The organism is uncultured Algibacter sp. (genome assembly GCF_947490405.1).
Lineage (GTDB): Bacteria > Bacteroidota > Bacteroidia > Flavobacteriales > Flavobacteriaceae > Algibacter_B.
The window spans coordinates 101,948-123,402 of the sequence record NZ_CANLGU010000002.1 but is presented as its reverse complement, the minus strand read 5'-3'; the positions used below and the strand labels follow the sequence as shown (position 1 = coordinate 123,402).

14 protein-coding genes are annotated in these 21,455 nt (G+C 34.5%); all 14 read left to right on the top strand.

Features of this window, described 5'->3' with window-relative positions; translation table 11 throughout:
* The first annotated feature begins 35 nt into the window (after window positions 1–35).
* The 14 genes from Q0772_RS04500 (at window position 36) to Q0772_RS04435 (ending at window position 21,426) form a co-directional block, all read left to right on the top strand.
* Complete coding sequence (locus Q0772_RS04500; RefSeq protein WP_298340806.1) at window positions 36–3,218, top strand: glycosidase; 3,183 nt, start codon at window positions 36–38, stop codon at window positions 3,216–3,218.
* 13 nt (window positions 3,219–3,231) lie between these two features.
* Window positions 3,232–4,662 carry a carbohydrate-binding protein gene (locus tag Q0772_RS04495; RefSeq protein WP_298340803.1) on the top strand — a complete coding sequence of 477 codons (1,431 nt, stop codon included), beginning with the start codon at window positions 3,232–3,234 and terminating at the stop codon, window positions 4,660–4,662.
* A 23-nt stretch (window positions 4,663–4,685) separates the two neighbouring features.
* A complete protein-coding gene (locus tag Q0772_RS04490; protein WP_298340802.1) occupies window positions 4,686–5,564 on the top strand; it encodes a glycoside hydrolase family 16 protein in 879 nt (292 codons plus the stop codon).
* A gap of 72 nt (window positions 5,565–5,636) precedes the next feature.
* The gene (locus tag Q0772_RS04485) at window positions 5,637–9,083 is read left to right on the top strand and encodes a hypothetical protein (RefSeq protein ID WP_298340800.1); all 3,447 of its coding nucleotides are present in this window, start codon (window positions 5,637–5,639) and stop codon (window positions 9,081–9,083) included.
* 49 nt (window positions 9,084–9,132) lie between these two features.
* On the top strand, window positions 9,133–10,347 hold the full coding sequence (locus Q0772_RS04480) for a glycosyl hydrolase family 17 (RefSeq protein WP_298340798.1): 1,215 nt from the start codon (window positions 9,133–9,135) through the stop codon (window positions 10,345–10,347).
* A 2-nt stretch (window positions 10,348–10,349) separates the two neighbouring features.
* The gene (locus Q0772_RS04475; protein ID WP_298340796.1) at window positions 10,350–11,657 is read left to right on the top strand and encodes a glycosyl hydrolase family 17 protein; all 1,308 of its coding nucleotides are present in this window, start codon (window positions 10,350–10,352) and stop codon (window positions 11,655–11,657) included.
* 14 nt (window positions 11,658–11,671) lie between these two features.
* The gene (locus tag Q0772_RS04470; RefSeq protein ID WP_298340794.1) at window positions 11,672–13,165 is read left to right on the top strand and encodes a glycoside hydrolase family 30 protein; all 1,494 of its coding nucleotides are present in this window, start codon (window positions 11,672–11,674) and stop codon (window positions 13,163–13,165) included.
* A gap of 29 nt (window positions 13,166–13,194) precedes the next feature.
* Window positions 13,195–14,625, top strand: coding sequence for an MFS transporter (locus Q0772_RS04465; protein ID WP_298340792.1), 1,431 nt, complete (start codon window positions 13,195–13,197; stop codon window positions 14,623–14,625).
* Between the two features lie 54 nt (window positions 14,626–14,679).
* On the top strand, window positions 14,680–15,297 hold the full coding sequence (locus tag Q0772_RS04460) for a hypothetical protein (RefSeq protein WP_298340790.1): 618 nt from the start codon (window positions 14,680–14,682) through the stop codon (window positions 15,295–15,297).
* 60 nt (window positions 15,298–15,357) lie between these two features.
* A complete protein-coding gene (locus Q0772_RS04455; protein WP_298340789.1) occupies window positions 15,358–16,269 on the top strand; it encodes a glycosyl hydrolase family 17 protein in 912 nt (303 codons plus the stop codon).
* A 38-nt stretch (window positions 16,270–16,307) separates the two neighbouring features.
* The gene (locus tag Q0772_RS04450) at window positions 16,308–17,738 is read left to right on the top strand and encodes an MFS transporter (RefSeq protein WP_298340787.1); all 1,431 of its coding nucleotides are present in this window, start codon (window positions 16,308–16,310) and stop codon (window positions 17,736–17,738) included.
* Window positions 17,739–17,757: 19 nt separating this feature from the next.
* Complete coding sequence (locus Q0772_RS04445; RefSeq protein ID WP_298340785.1) at window positions 17,758–18,687, top strand: glycosyl hydrolase family 17 protein; 930 nt, start codon at window positions 17,758–17,760, stop codon at window positions 18,685–18,687.
* 349 nt (window positions 18,688–19,036) lie between these two features.
* The gene (locus tag Q0772_RS04440) at window positions 19,037–20,641 is read left to right on the top strand and encodes a T9SS type A sorting domain-containing protein (RefSeq protein WP_298340783.1); all 1,605 of its coding nucleotides are present in this window, start codon (window positions 19,037–19,039) and stop codon (window positions 20,639–20,641) included.
* Window positions 20,642–20,739: 98 nt separating this feature from the next.
* Window positions 20,740–21,426, top strand: coding sequence for a LysE family transporter (locus Q0772_RS04435; RefSeq protein WP_298340781.1), 687 nt, complete (start codon window positions 20,740–20,742; stop codon window positions 21,424–21,426).
* Window positions 21,427–21,455 lie beyond the last annotated feature (29 nt).

Genomic DNA, 21,455 nt, shown 5'->3' with positions numbered 1-21,455 from the left:
AATGACTAACTAAAATCAACATAACTAAAGAAAATATGAAAAACAATTTATTAAAATTAGTGTTTCTCTTATTTACCTCAGCATTTTTTGCTCAGGCCAATAAAGTTGAAGTAGTAAAAAATGATCAAGGAACTAAATTAGTTGTAGATGGTAAAGACTTTATGATTAATGGGGTAAACTGGGATTATGTTCCTATTGGTACCGATGTAACTGATGCCAATTTTTATGAAAAATCTGATGATGTAATTAAAGCAGGTTTGGATACAGAAATGGGGCTTTTAAAAAACATGAATGTTAATGTAGTAAGACAATATGTTGGCGTGCCAGCAAAATGGGTAAAATATATATACGAAAAATATGGTATTTACACCTTACTGAATCATCAATTTGGACGTTACGGATTAACATTGGATGGTGTTTGGACACCTGTTACTGATTTTTCAGATGAAAAAACACAAGAATTGCTTGTTTCTGAGATGATTAAATTGGTTGAAGATTATAAAGATGTCCCTGGAATTTTGATGTATATGATGGGTAATGAGAATAACTATGGGTTGTTTTGGCAAGGTGCAGAAACTGAAGATTTCCCAGAAGGTGAAGAACAAAAAAGAGCCGTAGGAGAAAACAGAGGAAGACCAATGTACCGATTGATGAATGAAGTTGCGAAAAAAATGAAGGCAATGGATTCAAATCACCCAGTTGCCATATGTAACGGTGATGTATTGTTCATCGATATTATCGCTGAAGAATGTAAAGACGTTGATGTTTATGGAGCTAATACCTACAGAGGTGAATCTTTTGGAGATTTCTTTCAAGTGGTTAAAGACCAATTAGACATACCGTTAATGTTTACAGAATTTGGTGCAGATGCTTATAATGCATTAGCAGATAAAGAAGACCAATATTGGCAAGCACATTACAATTTGTTAAACTGGAAAGAAATTTATGAAAATGCTGCTGGATTAGGAAAAGTAGGAAATTCAATAGGTGGTTTTACTTTTCAATTTAGTGATGGTTGGTGGAAGTTAGGTTTTGATGATAGAGAAAATGCCGATTCTCACGAAACAGGTGCTTCATGGAGTAATGGTGGATATTATCATGACACAAAAGATGGTTCTAATAATATGAATGAGGAGTGGTTCGGAATTTGTGCCAAAGGGCCAACAGATGCCCGCGGTTTATACGATCTATATCCTCGCGCTTCCTATTACACATTAAAAGACGCACATGCTTTAAACCCTTATGGAGAAGGTGTTGATTTAGATTTTATTCAAAATTATTTTGGTAATATAAATATCATGGATGCTGTTTTAAGAGCACGTGGTGATAAAGCAGCACTTGGTGGAGGTGATTTTGAGAAACTTAGTATAAGCAGATTATCGGCTCAGTTTACTACATTCAATACAGGAGGTAGTTTAATCACAACTCCAGAGACAGCAGATCCTAATAACACACAAACGTTTCCTAACCAATTAGGTTTTGATCACATGCAATCTTATTTCGTTGGTATTCAAGGAAAACCAGCTTCAAATATGAAGGCTAATGTAGATTTCAACATTTTAGGTAATGTTGCCAGTAACCCTATAAATGAAATATTCTACGAGAATGTTGGCAGACCAGTAACCGTAAATAATTCTGAAGGAGAGCCTATAACGATTACTGATAACAATCGTTTACGGGTTTATCAAGCAGAGTTTGAATGGAATGCGAAAGAGTTTGATTTAAGAGGTTTTTACAGAACAGGGCATTACCATTGGGCTTACGAAGGAGATTTCTTTAACCTTTACCCGGAAGCAAATTATGGACCAAATTTAGATATTTATAACGGTGAAATTTTAGGAATTGAGGTTGACGCTAAAGGTGAATTGGAAGGTCTTAAGGCTGCTTTTGGTCCACAATTATGGTGGGGAGCTAACCCAACAATGCTATTAAAGTATTCTAAAAATATACTTAAATGGGACGTAACAGGAATATATCATAGAGATTTTAGCACAGATTTGGAATTTGATAATACTGGACGTCGTGTATTAAACACAAATCAAATACGTTCAGGTGTGATTACTCCTTGGCCAACAGAAAGAGCAACATTAGCTATGGAAAGAGAGTTTGGTCATTTTGGGGTAACCCTAGGAGGTATGTGGGGTGGTAATCCACTTAATGGTAGTTCTTTCCAAATGTTTCAAGAAAACACTGACGTAGTAGTAGTAGATAAGGTTAATAGTGAAGATAATTGGGGGGCTAAAGCTAAAATAACCTATCAGAAAGGTGGTTTTAACATGTATGCACAAGGGTCTTATATGGGCTTAGTAGCAAATGGAGGCGTAGATCAAACGAGAACATTTACAGGATGGAGACTTAAAGATTCAGGTAGTGGTAATATGACTAATTTCTTATCTGGATTTACATTTTCTGCAGGTAACTTACAAATTGCACCAAACTTTATGTGGCAAAAACCACTTGTAGATGCGATGCCAAATGGCGCACCAGGACCAGGACGTCTAAGAAATGTAATTGATGATCCTTTTGCAGTTAGAAACGGCAACAGAGAAACTACGGCAGGTGAAATATTACTTACTTATGATCCAACTCCTGGTTCTTGGATGTATGCATGGGATAACGATAGAGCAGAAGACGCAAAGTTTGCTGTTAGTGCTGGGTTTGTATACAGACATCTACCTACACAAATGGACGGTCATATAGGGTTTTTAGCAGATCGAACATTTTTTGCTTTTGGTGAATCTGCTCCTGCTGAAGATCTTTGGGAAGCTCATACACGTATAGTTTCAAAGTTTAATCGAGATTTAGGTATTATAGGTAACTTCTATTATGGTAATGGACAAGCAAATGGTGACTCTCAAAGAACTATTAAGCGTTTTGGTGGCGATATAAGAATGTTATACAATAAGTTTAAAGTACAGTCTCATGTTAAAATAAATGACTGGGGACCATTTGATTATCACCGCGATTTCAACTTAACATACCCACTTCAATTAATGCTAGACGTATCTACGACTTTAGGTAAACCGGATTGGTTTATTTTACCAAGTACTCAAATTGGAATTAGAGGTATGTGGCGTTCTATGGATCAGAATTCGCCCCGATACACACCAAATCAAACACCAGAGTTTGCAACAGAGCCAACTATTAATCCCACAGGATTCCCAGATGGCACAGAATGGGAAATAAGAACATATATACATATCAACATTGGTAAATAAAAATAGTATAATCATGAAAAAATTAAATTATAAATATCACATAGTATTTCCTATACTAGGATTAATATGTGTTGCTCTAGTTAGCTGTGAAAGAGGATTTTCTGATGATGTTGAGGTTGCAACTTTTGGCAATAATCCAGGAATATTTATGGATTCTCCCATAGGGCTTACAGATCAGTTTTTTGATTCTTTTGATCCTGCAACAGGAGCAAATACGGAAGGCTTTGGAACGGACGAAAATGAAGCCTATAGTGGTAGTTCCTCAATAAGAATTGATGTACCGTCTCCAACAGATCCTGATGGAGGTTATATTGGAGGTATATTTCTAGACCGAGGCAAAGGTAGAGATTTGACAGGTTATGATGCTCTAACATTTTGGGCAAAAGGATCAACGACTACAACAGTAGATCAAGTAGGCTTTGGAACTGACTTTGAAGAAAATAAATATGCAGTTAATTTAGATAACATTGAATTATCTACAAATTGGAAAAAATATATTATTCCTATTCCAGATCCATCTAAACTGGTTCAAGAAAAAGGGATGTTTCTTTTTTCTGCTGGCACTTCAAATAATAACGGTGTTGGCTTTACTTTCTGGATAGATGAACTACAGTTTGAAAAATTAGGAACAGTAGCCCAACCTAGGCCAGCAATTCTTGGAGGGCAAGATCAAACAGCACAAGCGAATGTCGATACTACTGTCCCTTTAACAGGTTTTACCCAAACATTTAACCTTCCTACAGGGCGGGATGTAACAGTTTCAACAACACCATACTACTTTGATTTTGAGACCTCAAATCCATTTGTAGGTTCGGTAAACGATACAGGGATTGTATCAATTGATGGTGCAGGGGATATAGACCCTGAAACAGGCGAACAAGATAACTCAGCTACTATAACAGCAAGTTTAGCAGGCGTTGAGGCTATGGGGTCATTAACTGTTGAAGCAGTAGATATTGAGGTAATATCAATTTTTAGTGACGTTTTTGCCAATGTTGCAGTAGATAACTACAATGGCTTCTACGAGCCTTTTCAAACAACGCTTGGAGGATCTATTGAAGCTGAAGGAGGTAATATAATTGATTACACTTTACTGAATTTTGTGGCTATAGAGTTTTATGGTAGAGAAGGAAGTGGAGTGCCACCTGTAGATGCAACCGAAATGGCGTTTCTGCATATAGACATTAGAGCAAACGAAAATGTAGATGCATCTGATTATATTAATATGTCATTACACAATAATTTCACACAGAGTAATGAAGTGTCTGGAACATTTGTAGTGAATGGGAGTGATTTAGTGAGTAATGAATGGGTGCAATTTGATATTCCTTTAGATAGTTTTACAGGATTAAGCGTTAGAGACGCTATCGGGATGATGTTATTTGTCTCTGATGGAACTATTGCCAATGTTTCTCTTGATAATATATATTTCTATTCAGAATAATAATCAAAAAAATCATAACTATAATGAAGAATAAATTTTTAAATACAGATATAAAATCAATATTACATAGTGTTTTTTGTGTAAGCTTGATTGTTTTGATTGTCAGTTGTAATCCAGATGAAACACAAACTGTTACAAACTTTGATAAACCTACACTTTCTGAAGAGTTTGATGGTACGGAGTTAAATACAAATCTATGGACATATGAAATTGGAGATGGTAGCGATCAAGGGATTCCAGGGTGGGGTAACAATGAACAACAATATTACACAAACCGAACAGAGAATGTACTAGTAGAAGATGGTGTACTTAAAATTATTGCACGTCAGGAATCTTTTGAAGGATCTAGCTACACATCTGGTAGAATTATTACAAAGGGACGTTTTGAGCAAAAATATGGTCGTTTTGAAGCACGAATTAAATTGCCGTGGGGTACTGGGATGTGGCCTGCATTTTGGATGGTCGGAGATGATAGCAATGGCGATATTTGGCCAGAAATAGGTGAAATAGACATTATGGAAAATAGAGGTCAAGAACCTACATTAATATCAGCAAGTGTGCATGGTCCAGGATATTGCGGTAATCAAGTTATTTGTGAATCTGGGGCGATCACAAAAGAGTATGAATTAACTAATGATCGTTTTGATACTGATTTTCACATTTTTGGAGTTGAGTGGGGTCCAAATTATATTAATTACTATGTAGATGATGTCTTATATAATCAAATAACACCTGAAGATTTAGAAGAAGAAGATATCGATGAATCTAATTGGGTGTTTAACGACCGTAAATTCTATATTATTTTAAACGTCGCTGTTGGAGGGAATTTTGCTGGTAATGCAGATCCTAATATACCCTACCCTCAAATTATGGAAGTAGATTATGTAAGAGCTTACCAATGATAAATAAATTTTAAAGGCTAGTTTCTAAAAAAATAAAGACAAGTTTTTTACTATACAGATTATTACCAAACTATGATTACTACAGAAGCGCATAATGTTTCAAACGAAACAATGGATATAAAAGGCGAATTAATCACTTTTAATAACGAAATGTATTATAAGATTTCGAATAGTGATAAAATGCGACCGTTTTTCATGAGTATTGTTAGTGACTCCAATCACTGGATGTTTATTTCAAGTAATGGAGGTTTAACTGCAGGAAGAAAGAATGCAGAATATTCTCTATTTCCATATTATACAGATGATAAAATAACAGAAATGGCTGAAACTACAGGAAGTAAAGCTGTTTTTCATGTGATAAAAAACGGTAAAAAGTATCTTTGGGAGCCATTTTCTATTCGTCAAACTGGGATTTACAAAACACAAACGAATCTATATAAAAACAGATATGGTAATAAGGTGGTTTTTGAAGAAAACAATCTAGATTTAGGGTTAACTTATAGATATCAATGGAACTCTAGTAACAAATATGGGTTTGTAAAAAAGTCATCCTTAATTAATAATTCTGTTGATACCGTTGAGGTTTCTTTACTTGATGGATTACAAAACATACTACCTGCAACGGTTACTGCCGATTTACAAAATAGCAGAAGTAACCTTGTAGATGCTTATAAAAAAAGTGAATTACAGACAGAAGTTGGTTTAGGTATTTATGCTCTAAGTTCTGTAATTGTAGATAAAGCAGAACCTAGTGAGGCCTTAAAGTCAAACATTGTCTGGTCTTCAGGATTAGAAAATGCAACACATTTAATTTCTTCATTACAATTAGATGACTTTAGAAAAGGTAATACGATATCTCAAGAAGTAGATATCAAGGCAGAAAAAGGTGCCTATTTTATAGTTTCAAAAATTGAATTAGTTGAAGAAACTTCCAAAAGCTGGATGTTTGTAGCTAACGTTAATCAATCTATTTCAGATGTTGTTCAAATTTCAGAAATTATTAAAAATGAATCTGATTTAGAAAACTTAGTTCAAAAAGATATTGATTTAGGTACAAAGAATTTAATTGATTTAACTGCAGCTTCGGACGGATTACAGCAAACAGAGGACCCTCTAACTAACATGAGGCATTTCTCAAATACACTTTTCAACATCATGCGTGGTGGTATTTTTGATGACGGATATACCATTGAAAAAGCTGATTTCTTAAAATACATAGACAATGCAAGTAAGGTTGTTTTCAAAGAAAAACAATCTATTTTAAAAGATCTGAGCCCTACATTTTCTCTACAAGATATTCGAAGTCTTGCAGAAACTGATGATAACAAAGATTTTCAACGTTTATGTTTTGAATATTTACCGTTAAAGTTTAGTAGAAGACATGGTGATCCAAGTAGACCCTGGAATAAATTTTCCATTAATACAACAAATGAAGTTGATGGTTCAAAGATTCTAGATTATGAAGGCAATTGGCGTGATATTTTCCAAAATTGGGAAGCTTTAGCGCATTCCTATCCTGAGTATATAGAAGGAATGATTCATAAGTTCTTAAATGCCACAACTTTTGAAGGATATAATCCGTATCGAGTAACTAAAGGCGGTTTTGATTGGGAAGTTATTGAAGAGCACGACCCATGGTCTTACATTGGTTACTGGGGTGATCATCAAATTATTTACTTATTAAAATTCTTAGAAATTATAGAAGGGCATTATCCTGGGGCCTTAGAAAAACGCTTTAATCAGGACTTATTTGTTTATGCTAATGTGCCTTATGTGATTAAAGGTTATGAAGATACACTCAAGAACCCTAAAGACACCATAGACTTTAATTACGAATTAGATAGAACGATCCATAAACGTAGAGATGAATTTGGTGCCGATGGTGCTTTGTTACTAGATCAAAATTCAAATATCTACAGAGTCAATTTTATTGAAAAAATATTAGCTACGGTACTTTCAAAAATTTCAAATTTTATCCCAGAAGGTGGTATTTGGTTAAATACGCAAAGACCTGAGTGGAATGATGCCAATAATGCCTTGGTTGGTAATGGTGTATCTATGGTAACACTCTACTATATCTATAGATTTTTGAATTTCTTTGAGGATATTGTTGCTAAAGCAAACGTTAAATCGGTATATGTTTCAGAAGAATTAAGAGATTTCTTTAATAAAGTTTCTGAAACACTTCAAAATAATGTAAATATTTTATCAGGAAATATTTCTGATAAAGACCGAAAAACGGTACTTGATGGATTAGGTGGTGCAGGAAGCGAATATAGAAATACCATATACAATAAAGGCTTTTCAGATTCGAAAACAGAATTAAGTTTAGCAGATATATCAAGCTTTATTGAGATTACAAAGTCTTATTTTGAACATAGTATTAATGCCAATAAGAGTGATGATAATATGTATCATGCATATAATTTAATGACTGTAGAAAATGACACCAAAGTTTCTATTTCATATTTATCTGAAATGTTAGAAGGTCAAGTAGCAGCTTTAAGTGCGGGTTACCTCTCTCCTACTCAAGCATTAAGTTTATTGGATGGTTTGAAAAATAGCTCTTTATTTAGAGAAGATCAATACAGCTATATTTTATACCCTAATAAAGAATTACCTCGATTTGATAAAAAGAATAATATTCCAGCAAGTAAGGTAGAAAAGTCTGAGTTGCTTAAACGTTTAGTTTTAGATGGTAACAGACAAGTTGTTGAAAAAGATGTAAACGGAGGGTATCATTTTAATGGTAATTTCAATAATGCAAATAGCTTAAAGGAGGCTTTATCGAATCTGGATGACACTTATAAATCATTAGCGAATAAAGACGAAGCATTTCTGCTTAAAACTTTTGAAGATATTTTCGATCACAAGTCATTTACAGGTCGCTCAGGTACATTTTTCGGTTATGAAGGTTTAGGGTCTATTTATTGGCACATGGTGTCTAAGTTATTACTAGCCGTTCAGGAAAATTGTTTAATGGCTGTTAATAGCAATGAAGATCCTGTTGTAATTGGTAAACTTTTCGATCATTATTATGAAATTAATGCAGGGATCGGGGTGCACAAGTCGCCAGAATTATATGGTGCCTTCCCAACAGACCCTTATTCGCATACACCAGCAACCAAAGGTGCGCAACAGCCAGGTATGACGGGTCAGGTAAAAGAAGATGTCCTAAGTAGGTTTGGAGAATTAGGCGTATTTGTTGAAGCGGGTAAAGTTATTTTTAAACCAAGTATGCTTCAAGAAAAAGAGTTTTTGAATACCCCAAAAACATTCAATTATATAGATGTAAATAAAGTAGAGCAAGAACTCACACTTGATAAAGACTCGTTATGTTTTACATATTGTCAAGTTCCAATCATTTATAAATTATCAGAAGTAGAAGGTTTGGAAGTTGTTTATAATGATGGAAAACAGCGTAAATACAACAATATTAGTTTAGATGAATCTGTTTCAAAATCACTTTTTGAAAGAAATGGAGAGGTTAAGATGATTGTTGTATTCATAAATAAGTAAAAATGAAATTCAAGTAAATCAAAATATTTACAACCAATATTTTTTCTAAATGCTAGAATCTAAGAAAAAGACACATACGGAAAAGCAATTAAGCGCTGCCGATATTTTAGGAAACCCTGATTACCTAGCCATTTCCTACGGAGGTTATCGTCAAAAAACACGTGATATCCAACCCACTATAAATGAGCTAAAGGATGATATGAAATTATTATCGGCTATGGGTATTAAAATATTACGAACCTACAATGTACAATTACAACAGGCTTCTAATTTACTTAAAGCCATTAGTGAATTAAAGAATGAAGATTCATCCTTTGAAATGTATGTTATGTTAGGCGCATGGATTGATTGTTTAAATGCTTGGACAGATAGGGTGCCTAACCATGAAGTGGAGAGTGAACAAAATGCTGGAGAGATTGATCGTGCTGTGGCTTTAGCAAAACAATATCCAGATATTGTTAAAATTATTGCTGTTGGTAACGAAGCAATGGTTAATTGGGCTACAAGCTATTTTGTACGTCCTCGTGTGATTTTAAAATGGGTAAATTATTTACAAGATTTAAAGCAAAAAGGCGAATTACCTGGAGATTTATGGATAACAAGTTCAGATGATTTTTCGTCTTGGGGAGGAGATTCTAATTACCATAATGAAGATTTAAATAACCTAATCAGGGCAGTAGATTATATATCAATGCATACCTATCCTATGCACAACTCTCACTATAATCCTGCCTTTTGGTTAGTTTCTGAAGAAGAATTAGAACTATCAGATAAAGAAAAAGTAGACTCGGCAATGCAAAGAGCCATATTATTTTCCCAAAAGCAATTCGATAGCGTTTCAAATTACATGAGAAGTTTAGGTATTAACAAACCAGTGCATATCGGTGAAACAGGTTGGGCAACTATTTCTAATGAACATTATGGCGCAGATGGATCTAAGGCTGCGGATGAATATAAATCAGGAAAGTATTATCAACTTATGAGGGAATGGACTAATAAAGAAAAGGTTTCTTGTTTTTATTTTGAAGCTTTTGATGAACAGTGGAAAGATGCTGCTAACCCTCTAGGTTCTGAGAACCATTTTGGATTAATCAACCTCAAAGGACAGGCAAAATATGCTATATGGGGTTTAATAGATAAAGGAGTTTTTAATGGATTAACCAGAGATGGTAAAACCATTACAAAAACTTATAACGGAAAGGAAAAAGATTTATTGGAGGATGTTCATGTGCCACCGCTTAGGGAAGAAATTATAAACTATTAATTATGAAAAACTATGTATCAATTATGAAACCATGGTTACTAATTTTAATAATTGGTGTTATATGGTCTTGCGGAAAGACTAAAAAAAATAATGATGACCAAGTGATTGAAAAAAAGCAATTAATAGCAAAAGATATTTTAGGTAATCCAAACTATTTAGCAATGTCTTACGGGGGGTATAGGTATGCAGATCACGATATTGAACCTACATTGGATGAGTTAAAAGAAGATGTAAAAATCTTATATGCTTTAGGAATTAGGGTGCTTAGAACCTATAAAGTTCACAAACCTCAAGCCGAAAACCTTTTAAAAGCTATAAGCGAAATAAAACAACAAGACCCAAGTTTTGAAATGTATGTGATGTTAGGCGCTTGGATTGATTGTAAAAATGCTTGGACAGACCAAGAGCCTATTCATAACGAGGAAAGTGCTGATAACAAACCTCAAATGGAGAAAGCGGTTGCTCTTGCAAATCAATATCCAGATATCGTAAAAGTAATTGCTGTAGGTAATGAAGCTATGGTAAAGTGGGCAGCCAGTTATTATGTAGAGCCATGGGTTATACTAAAATGGGTGAACTATCTGCAAGGTTTAAAGAAAGAAGGAAAGCTGTCTAAAGATATATGGGTTACAAGCTCAGATAATTTTGCTTCTTGGGGAGGTGGTGGAGAAGAATACCATGTAGAAGATTTAAATAAACTAATTAAAGCTGTAGATTTTTTATCTGTCCACACCTACCCGATGCATGACACACATTACCAACCAGACTTTTGGTTAAATCAAGAAGGACTTGAGGGTAAAACAGACATGGAAAAAATCGAAATATCAATGTTACGCGCAAAAGCCTATGCTATGACGCAAACTGGAAATGTAAAGAAATACATGGAAAGTTTGGGCGTAGACAAGCCAATTCATATTGGCGAAACAGGGTGGGCTAGTTTTTCTTCAGGGCATTATGGTACAACTGGATCTAAAGCTTGTGATGAATATAAAGAGGCATTGTATTATAAACACATGAGAGATTGGACTAACGAAAAAGGAATGTCATGTTTTTATTTTGAAGGTTTTGATGAACCTTGGAAAGGTGGTGATAATCCAGGAAATTCAGAAAAGCATTTTGGGCTATTTACTGTTGACGGCAAAGCAAAATATACACTCTGGAACGAAGTAGATAAAGGAATATTTAAAGGATTAACAAGAAATGGAAACCCAATTACTAAAACTTATGGAGGTAATAAAGAAACTTTGATGAAAGATGTAGAAGCACCTCCTACTGCTGAAGAATGGAATGCAAATCAAAACAAACATTAAACAGATTAATTTAGATGAAATCATTTAAATACATAGCATTTTTAATAGCAACATTGAATATGATAGGTTGTAATAATGAAAATAAAGCACTTGTTGTTGAGGTTTACGAAACTTCAGAAGCAGGTAATAAGCTGTCTAAAATTACAGAGTTTCAAAATTTAGAAAATAAAGTAACACTTAAACTAAACCCGGAAAAAACATTTCAGACTATTACAGGATTTGGTGGTGCATTTACAGAGTCGTCGGTCTACTTGTTAAATAAGTTAAGTAAAGAAAATCGCAAAAAAATTATTGATGCCTATTTCAGTAAACAAGGTGCGCACTACTCTCTAACAAGAACACACATGAATTCTTGCGATTTTTCTCTTTCAAATTATTCTTATACTCCAATTGAAGGTGATAAAAATTTAGAACACTTTTCTATTGAAGAAGATAAAGAAGATATAATTCCATTTATAAAAGAAGCAATGGCTGCGTCAACTGATGGGTTTAAAATTTTTGGTTCTCCATGGACAGCAGCACCTTGGATGAAAGATAACAATGAATGGGTAGGCGGTAAATTATTACCTGAATATTATGATACATGGGCCTTATTTTTTTCAAAATATGCAGATGCTTATAAGGCTGAAGGTATCGATATTTGGGGTTTTACAGTTGAAAATGAGCCATTAGGGAACGGTAATAATTGGGAAAGTATGCACTATACACCTGATGAAATGACCAATTTTGTTCAAAACTACTTAGGGCCAAAGTTAGAGGCTGATGGTAAAGGTCATTTAAAAATCTTAGGATATGATCAGAACAGAGAGCATTTAAAAGAATGGGTAGACTCTCAATTTAAAAATGAAGACACATCAAAATATTTTGACGGTACGGCCATTCATTGGTATGCTAGCACATATGAAGTGTTTCCAGAAGAATTGCAGTATGCGCACCATAAGGCACCAAATAAGCTTTTAATTCAATCTGAAGCTTGTGTAGATGCAGAAACACCTGTTTGGGAGGATGATACATGGTATTGGAAAAAAGAAGCAACCGATTGGGGTTGGGATTGGGCCCCCGAAAAAGATAAACACTTACACCCAAAATATGCACCAGTAAATAGATACGCAAGAGATATCATTGGCTGCCTAAATAATTGGGTAGACGGATGGGTAGATTGGAACATGGTGTTAGATACCAAAGGTGGACCAAATTGGTTTAAAAATTGGTGTATTGCTCCAGTAATTGTAAACCCAGATACGGATGAAGTATACTTCACGCCTATTTATCATACCATGGCGCATTTTAGTAAATACATAAGACCAGAAGCTAAAATTATAGAATTAGAGAACTCAGATAATACATTAATGGCAACAGCAGCACAAAACCCTGACGGCTCTTTTGCTATTGTACTTTTTAATGAAACAAAAACCCCAAAAACTATAAACTTATCCCTTAATGAAGAGCATGTAGAATTTTCAATAGATGCACAAGCAATTCAAACTATTGTAATTCCAAAAGCATAACCAAAACTAACTAACTAAAAAATTAAATTATGCCAAATGTAAAAACATCTGCAAGTGATAGAGTACCATTGGGCCAAAAAGCCGCTTTTGGAGCTGGTCATTTGGTTTTAAATCTTTACCCAGGAGCTTTAGGTTTCTTTATGTTTTTTTTACTAACTGCATTTGGAATGGATCCATTTTTAGCAGGCCTTTTAGGAGGATTACCTAGGTTTTTTGATGCGATAACTGACCCTATTATGGGATTCATCTCGGATAACACAAGCTCAAAATGGGGTCGAAGGAGGCCATACATTTTTATTGGAGGTATTTTAAGCGCCATTACATTTGTTTTGCTTTGGCAACTTGACGAGAACAATTCATCAGACTATAATTTTTGGTATTTTCTTATCATGTCCATGGTGTTCCTTATCGGAAATACAATGTTCGCCACACCTTTAGTGGGCTTAGGATATGAGATGACTTCCGATTATAATGAACGAACAAGGCTTATGGCGTTTTCGCAAACTGTAGGTCTTATAGCATGGGTAATTGTACCCTGGTTTTGGGTAATTATTGCAGACCCTGATATTTTCAAAAACCAGGCCGAAGGTGTTAGAACAATGGCGATATATGTTGGAGTAGCATGTTTAATACTTGGACTCTTACCTGCTATTTTTTGTAGGGGAACAGATTCTGCAAATATGGGAGATAGGAAGCCTTTAACATTAAAAAACATCTTTAGTAATGTAAAAGACTTATTTAAAAGCATTGGAGAAGCAGTTAAAAACAAGCCTTTTATGAAATTATGTGGCGCAACATTTTTAGTTTTTAATGGTTATCAAATTGTTGCATCTTTTAGTTTTTTCATTTTCGTTTTCTACATATTTAATGGAAGTTATGAAGCTACTGCTACATGGCCAGCGTGGTTCAGTTCAGTTGGAGCACTAGTTTCAGCTTTTTTAGTGATTCCAATAGTATCAAAAATGGCTACTAAGTGGGGTAAAAAGAAAGCCTTTATTATTTCAACAGCACTTTCTATTGTTGGTTATCTTTTAAAATGGTGGTCTTTTACTCCAGATAATGTTTGGCTATCTTTTATTCCAATTCCTTTAATGTCATTCGGTTTAGGAAGCCTTTTTACTTTAATGATGAGCATGACAGCAGATGTTTGTGATTTAGATGAACTTGTTAACGGGATGCCCAGAAAAGAAGGAACTTTTGGGGCATTATACTGGTGGGTTGTAAAACTTGGTCAAGGGTTAGCTTTAGTATTAGGCGGTCTTGTATTAAGCCTTATAGGATTTGATGGTAACGCAGCAACCCAATCAGCAGAAACATTAACACAACTTAGAATAGCTGATATTGTTATTCCTGTTGTAACGGCTGGTTTAGCTATATGGGTCATGTGGAAATATAACTTGACTGAAGAAAGAGCCAAGGAAATTAAGGAGCAATTAGAAGAACGTAGAGGCGTGATATGATTGCGAAACGGTTAATTACAAAAAATAAACCAAAATAGTATGTCAACAAAAATAATGATCATAGTAGGGCTTGTACTTATATTAATTGCAATCCTAAGCAGTATAAAAAAGAACTCAGGTACTAGGTTTATTAGTACTAAGCTTGGAATACCAGCTGGAATTATAGGTGTTTTAACGATGATTTATGCCAGCTATTCGTCAGATTTAGTTAAATATAACAGTCAAATTGAGCAAGTTTCAATTGGAAATAAATTAAAAGTTAAAGGTGAAGTTAATGCCACTAAAGTGATTTCTCCAATAGATAAAGATTCTGTTGATTGCAGGATTTTAACAATGGGCGTTTATCCAGAATCAAACAAGAATGATATTTGGGTATTAGTTCGCCCTTCGGATGATCGTTATTACCCCCAGTCAGACCATACGAACACCTCTTACAAAAGAGATGGGGAATGGCAGGTTGTAGTTCGTTTTGGTGGAGATTTAGGAGAAGTCTATGATTTAATTGTTTATGAAGCTAATTCAGACGCATCATCATTTTTCACTTCTACAATAGAACAATGGAAAGAAGCTGATGATTATCCAGGATTAAAGCTAAAAGAAATACCAACTGGAGTAAAACAAGTAGACAAAATAAAGGTATACACTAGAAAGAATTGTAGAGGGGTATTTTAATCAAACCTAGTGTAAAAAACATGAGTTATCCATTAACGGAGCATTAAAATTAAACGAAAAATGTCTTATAGAGAAGAATCATATTATAAATCCAGTTATAGTCAAATAGCAACCCAAGGAATTAATCTTTCAGATTATTCATTGGAAGAATTAAAAGCCTTATGGCACAAAACTATACAAAATGGTTTTCATGGTATATGCTTTAGCATGTATAAAGACGGACAATCTCCTGGAGATGATATAAGTATGGAACAAGTAGAGCAACGCGTTAGTATATTGAAACCGCATGTTGGAGCTATTCGTTCATTTTCGTGTATTGAAGGCAATGAGTATGTGCCAATTGCAGCAAAAAAGTATGGCCTTAAAACTTTGGTTGGTGCGTGGCTTAGTGATGATAAAGAGGATAATGAAAGAGAAATAGAAGGTTTAATTGCATTAGCTAAGGCAGGTCATGTTGATGTTGCAGCTGTAGGTAACGAGGTTTTATATCGAAATGATTTGACTTTAGATGAACTAGTTGGTTACATCAATCGAGTTAAAGAAGCTTTGATAGGATTAGATATTCCTGTTGGATATGTTGATGCCTATTACGAATTTTCAAGACATCCTGTTTTAGTTGAAAGTACCGATGTTATTCTAGCAAATCTATATCCTTATTGGGAAGGTTGCCCAATCGAGTATGCCTTAGGACACATGCAGGCTATGTATGGTTCTGTTGTTGACGCTGCCCAAGGAAAACCAATTATTATCACAGAAACAGGATGGCCAAGTCAAGGCGGTGGTCTTGATGGTGCAATTGCTACTAACGAGGCTGCTATGAAATATTTTATTGATACCATTGGATGGACAGAGACTAATGGTATCCCAATTTTTTATTTTTCATCTTTTGATGAGTCATGGAAAACGGGTGATGAAGGTGACGTTGGAGCCTATTGGGGGCTCTGGGACAAGCATGAAAACTTAAAGTTTTAAATTTATAAACAAGCACAGAACATTAGTATAAATACAATATGTCAATAGCTAAAACAGTATCTAGAAACAAAGTTCCTATAGGCCAAAAAATAGCCTTTGGTGTTGGCATGTTGGCCAACCAAATGTTTCCAGCTATTCTAGGCATATTTATGGTTGTTTTAGTCCAAGACCTTGGATTTACAGGTTGGATGTGGTCGCTAATTTATTTTTTTCCTAGAATATTTGATGCTATTACAGATCCTATAATGGGGTATATCTCAGATAACACAAAATCTAAATGGGGACGCAGAAGGCAATATGTATTATTAGGAGGCATAATGATGGGTATAGCCTATGTTTTTATGTGGCAACTCTTCAGGGAAAATACATTACAATTTAATTTTTGGTATTTCTTTTTATGGTCTATTATTTTTTATTTAGGTCTTACTCTTTTTAGTGTACCATACGTAGCTATGGGTTATGAGATGAGTGATGATTTCCATGAACGCACAAATATTATGGCAGTTGCGCAATGGATTGGACAATGGGCTTGGGTAATTGCACCTTTATTTTGGATTATAATGTACGATCCAGAGTGGTTTCCATCTGCAGATGTAGCAGTAAGGCAGTTAGCAATTTGGGTAGCGATACCTTGTACTATTTGCGCAATGGTTCCTGCAATATTTATAAAAAGTAAATCTACTATAAATGAAAATTACGAACCTTTAAACTTGAGGAATATAGGTGGTAGTTTAAAGAAAATATTTGTTGATAGTTTTGCCGAAGCATTTAAGATAAAAGAGTTTAGGAAATTATGTGCCGCCACGTTTCTGGTATTTAATGCGTTTAATACTGTTGCGTCGCTCACTTTTTTTGTCATTGTTTATAAACTCTTTAATGGTGATGCCGCTGCCAGTGGTATCTGGGTCTCTCTATTTGGGTGCCTAGGCGCTTTAGGTACTACATTTATTGTTATACCTATTGTAACATGGATGTCTAAAATCATGGGAAAGAAAAAAGCATTTATGATATCACAAGGTATTTCGGTTATCGGTTATATTATGCTTTGGTTTTTATTTGTGCCAGGGAAGCCTTGGATGTATGTTTTAGCACTACCATTTTTTTCTTTCGGAATAGGTAGCTTATTTACTATCATGATGTCAATGACAGCTGATGTAATTGATATAGATGAATTAAATTCAGGTTTACGCAGAGAAGGAATATTTGGAGCTATTTATTGGTGGATGGTTAAGGTTGGCTTTGCTATTGCAGGTGCTTTAAGCGGAGTAATAATCTCTGTTGTTGGATTTAACCCAGATTTTGCAACTGTAGATCAGCAAGATGCTGTTGATGGACTACATGCTTTCTTTTGTTTCTTCCCAATGCTAGGAACACTTATTGCCATGTATGTGATGCGTAATTATGATGTTACTGAAAAACGAGCAAATCAAATTAGAGAAGAATTAAATAAACGAAGAGGTAAATTGTAATAAAAAAATCATAGAGTAAATGTCATACAAATCAGATAAAATAATGTCGTTATCTGGATATGGTTTAGATAATAAAACACCCAGAGGATTACAAAATTGCTTTAAGAGAGTTCTTAAAAAAGGGATGCATGGTGTTGGTTTTAGTCCCTATACTGAAGGACAAGAACCAGGGGTCCAATTATCAGAAAAGCAAATACGAAAACGGCTAAAAATAATTAAACCATATACCAATTGGGTGCGTTCATTTTCATGCACTGATGGTAATGAGTTAATCCCAAGGATAGCAAAACAAATGGGAATGAAAACTATGGTAGGTGCATGGTTAGGTGATGATGCTGAAATTAATGTAAAGGAGGTTGATGCACTTAAGCAACTATCTAGGGAAAATATCGTAGATATTGCTGCAGTTGGTAATGAAGTGATGTATCGAGGTGATTTAACCGAAGCTGAGCTATTAAACTTTATTTACGACGTGAAAAGTGAAATAACAGATATCCCTGTTGGTTACGTTGATGCCTATTATGAGTTTGTTCATCGTCCTAAAATAGCCGAAGCTTGTGATGTTATTCTTGCTAACTGTTATCCATATTGGGAAGGTTGTAGTATAGAGTATTCTTTGATTTATATGAAGGATATGTATAATAAAGCAGTTAAAGCTGGTAAAGGAAAGAAAGTTATAATTTCTGAAACAGGATGGCCTAGTGAAGGAGAAGGTTTAAACGGAGCATTTCCTTCAAAGGAAAATGCCATGAAGTACTTTATAAATACTCAGTTATGGGCTCAAGAAGAAGATGTAGAAATCTTTTATTTCTCTTCTTTTGATGAATCATGGAAGGTCGGAGCAGAAGGTGATGTTGGTGCTTATTGGGGGCTTTGGGATAAAAACGAGAAACCAAAGTTTTACAAAAATAATGTTGGTTTCAACCGTAAAAAAATCTTTTTAAAATAGATGGAATTCCTCTAGTTTTATCTAATCTTATTGATAAATAAATATTTACAGAACTGGCATCTCCACAACCTGTTATAATATAAGCACAACATACTTATTATTTACCACAACAGTACCACAACATATCTAAAAACACCCTAAATTCATGTAGTTTTTTGGCTTCTAGATTATCGTTGATAAGCTCAATAATAGCGGCCATTTTTTAGTTTTTTGATAAAAAAATCACCTTTTTTTTATTATGTATGTTTTTTGTAGGGGTTATAAATAGTAATATATCAATAGTCTGGGTTTAACTTTGAGAAACAACTATTTCTAAAACTAATTATTAACAATTTAAAACCGTTTAAAGATGAAAAAAATTACACTATTACTTTTTTTACTCACAGCGTATTTTGGTTATGCACAACCAACCACTAATCCAGCTGCACCAACAAACGATGCTGTAGATGTCATTTCTATATATGGAGATACATTCACAAACATCGCAAATAATTACGACCCAAACTGGGGACAATCTGGACACACACAAGTTAATCCAAATTATGACCCAGGTACAGGACAACTTCTTTTGGCTTATCCAAATTTTAATTATCAAGGGACTGAGGTTACAGCATCGGATGCTTCTCAAATGGAATTTTTACACATTGATATTTGGACTGCAGCTAGTCCTGGAGCTACAGATATTCAAGTTAGCCCAATAAACAATGGTTCTGGAGCAGGAGAAACATTAGTTTCAATTACATATACATCTGGAACTTGGACAAGTGTTGATATTCCAAAATCTGCATTTACAGGAATGACATGGGATAGCGTTTTTCAAATGAAGTTCGCTGCAAATGGACCAGGAAGCACAACACCAGTAGATATTTATTTAGATAACATTTATTTTTGGAAAAACCCAACAGTAGCAGGTTCAGATGCTTCGCTAAGCGCTTTAGAAATAGACGGGAATCCTTTATCAGGATTTGGCTCTGGAGTATTTAGCTACGAAGTAGAGTTAGCTCCTGGAACAGTAGTTGTACCACAAATTACAACGGCTACAACAACAGATCCTGCAGCTAGCGCTAGTATTACACAAGCTACTAACATTCCAGGTAGTGGAACTGTAGAAGTAACTTCTCAAAACGGTAATGTTATGCAAACGTATACAGTATCATTTGTAATATCTGGACCAGCAATGGCAGCACCAACGCCTCCTTCAAGACCAGCCGCAGATGTCGTTTCAATATATAGTGATGCATATCCAAATATAACCGTTAGTACATATGATGCAGGGTGGTGTGGAGTAGCAGTATCAGAAGTACAGATTGAAGGTAACAACACATTTAAAAAGAATACAGGTATTCCATGTCAAGGAATTGATTTTGCATCAAATAGACAAAATTTAACTGATTTTACACACATTCATTTCGATTTCTTTACTGATGACACTGATCTAGTTGGAGACGTTTTTAATGTAAAATTGGTTGATTTTGCTGGCGGTGGCGGAGAAGCATCTGCTTTAGAAGTAAATATAAATACAGGTACAAATCCAGCTATAGTTGCTAACACGTGGGTTTCTGTTGATATTGATATTACATCTTTAGGTGGTGTTGTAGCAGGAAACCTTACAAGAAGCGATATTGCTCAGTTTGGTATTACAACAGCCAACTTAACTAATGTTTGGTTTGATAATATTTACTTTCACAAAAACACGGTATTAAGTACTAAAGATTTTGCTAAAGTTGCATTCAACGCCTATCCTAACCCAACACAAGATAGCTGGACAATTAAAACAAATAACGTGCCTATGGAGGTTATCACTGTATTTGATGTTTTAGGAAAACAAGTATTATCATTATCACCAGAAAATAGCGAAGTTGAAGTAAATGCAGCAAACTTAAAAGCTGGTTTATACTTTGCAAAAATAAAAACTGAAAGAGGAATTAATAGCATTAAGTTGATTAAGAATTAAGTAAGTTAGTTTGATTTGTTGATAGAAAGGTGCTTTTTTTAAAGCGCCTTTTTGTTTAAGTAATAATTCCTTTACTTTGTGTAAAGCACTACCGTTTTATGCTCGATGATATATTAACAGCCATCCCTTTTGGAATAATACTCGCCTTTACCATTGGCCCCGTGTTTTTTGTACTCCTAGAAACCAGCGCTACAAAAGGCTTTAGAAGTGCTTTAATATTCGATTTAGGGGTTATTCTTGCAGACATCATCTTCATCATCATTGCGTTTTATAGTACAAACAGTCTAAGAGATAAAATCGGTAACGACCCTAGTTTTTTAATTTTTGGTGGTGCCCTATTAATCGTTTATGGCATCATTTCATTTATAAAAACCTCAAAATCATTCAGAGCTATTGTTAAAGAATACCATAAGGTCGAAATCCAAAAAGATTATGGCAAACTCTTTATAAAAGGATTTTTACTAAATTTTATAAACATAGGTGTACTATTAGGTTGGTTAGGTTTCATAGTGCTCGGTGACTCATTAACCACTTCAGAACATGGCGATATTGTATTTGTTGTATCTATGCTCCTCGCCTACTTTGTCTCAGATTTAGTTAAAATAGTCATAGCAAAACGCCTTAAAGCTAAGTTAACACCACGCCTTATATTCAAAACCAAAAAAATCATTGCTATAGTTATTTTAGGCTTTGGTGTATTACTCTTTATTCAAGGTATATTTCCAGATACTTACGAGAAAAACAGAGAAAAGCTAGAAAAAATAAGTCCAATAAAAGAGAAGTAAAACATGTTTTTGGCGTTACCACAAGGGTC

Bases quoted from the DNA above. Each gene is read 5' to 3' on its own strand.
- Q0772_RS04440 (WP_298340783.1), top strand. From the start codon at position 19,037: ATGAAAAAAATTACACTATTACTTTTTTTACTCACAGCGTATTTTGGT.
- Q0772_RS04470 (WP_298340794.1), top strand. From the start codon at position 11,672: ATGAAATCATTTAAATACATAGCATTTTTAATAGCAACATTGAATATG.
- Q0772_RS04480 (WP_298340798.1), top strand. From the start codon at position 9,133: ATGCTAGAATCTAAGAAAAAGACACATACGGAAAAGCAATTAAGCGCT.
- Q0772_RS04465 (WP_298340792.1), top strand. From the start codon at position 13,195: ATGCCAAATGTAAAAACATCTGCAAGTGATAGAGTACCATTGGGCCAA.
- Q0772_RS04460 (WP_298340790.1), top strand. From the start codon at position 14,680: ATGATCATAGTAGGGCTTGTACTTATATTAATTGCAATCCTAAGCAGT.
- Q0772_RS04450 (WP_298340787.1), top strand. From the start codon at position 16,308: ATGTCAATAGCTAAAACAGTATCTAGAAACAAAGTTCCTATAGGCCAA.
- Q0772_RS04500 (WP_298340806.1), top strand. From the start codon at position 36: ATGAAAAACAATTTATTAAAATTAGTGTTTCTCTTATTTACCTCAGCA.
- Q0772_RS04445 (WP_298340785.1), top strand. From the start codon at position 17,758: ATGTCATACAAATCAGATAAAATAATGTCGTTATCTGGATATGGTTTA.
- Q0772_RS04490 (WP_298340802.1), top strand. From the start codon at position 4,686: ATGAAGAATAAATTTTTAAATACAGATATAAAATCAATATTACATAGT.
- Q0772_RS04455 (WP_298340789.1), top strand. From the start codon at position 15,358: ATGTCTTATAGAGAAGAATCATATTATAAATCCAGTTATAGTCAAATA.
- Q0772_RS04485 (WP_298340800.1), top strand. From the start codon at position 5,637: ATGATTACTACAGAAGCGCATAATGTTTCAAACGAAACAATGGATATA.
- Q0772_RS04475 (WP_298340796.1), top strand. From the start codon at position 10,350: ATGAAAAACTATGTATCAATTATGAAACCATGGTTACTAATTTTAATA.
- Q0772_RS04435 (WP_298340781.1), top strand. From the start codon at position 20,740: ATGCTCGATGATATATTAACAGCCATCCCTTTTGGAATAATACTCGCC.
- Q0772_RS04495 (WP_298340803.1), top strand. From the start codon at position 3,232: ATGAAAAAATTAAATTATAAATATCACATAGTATTTCCTATACTAGGA.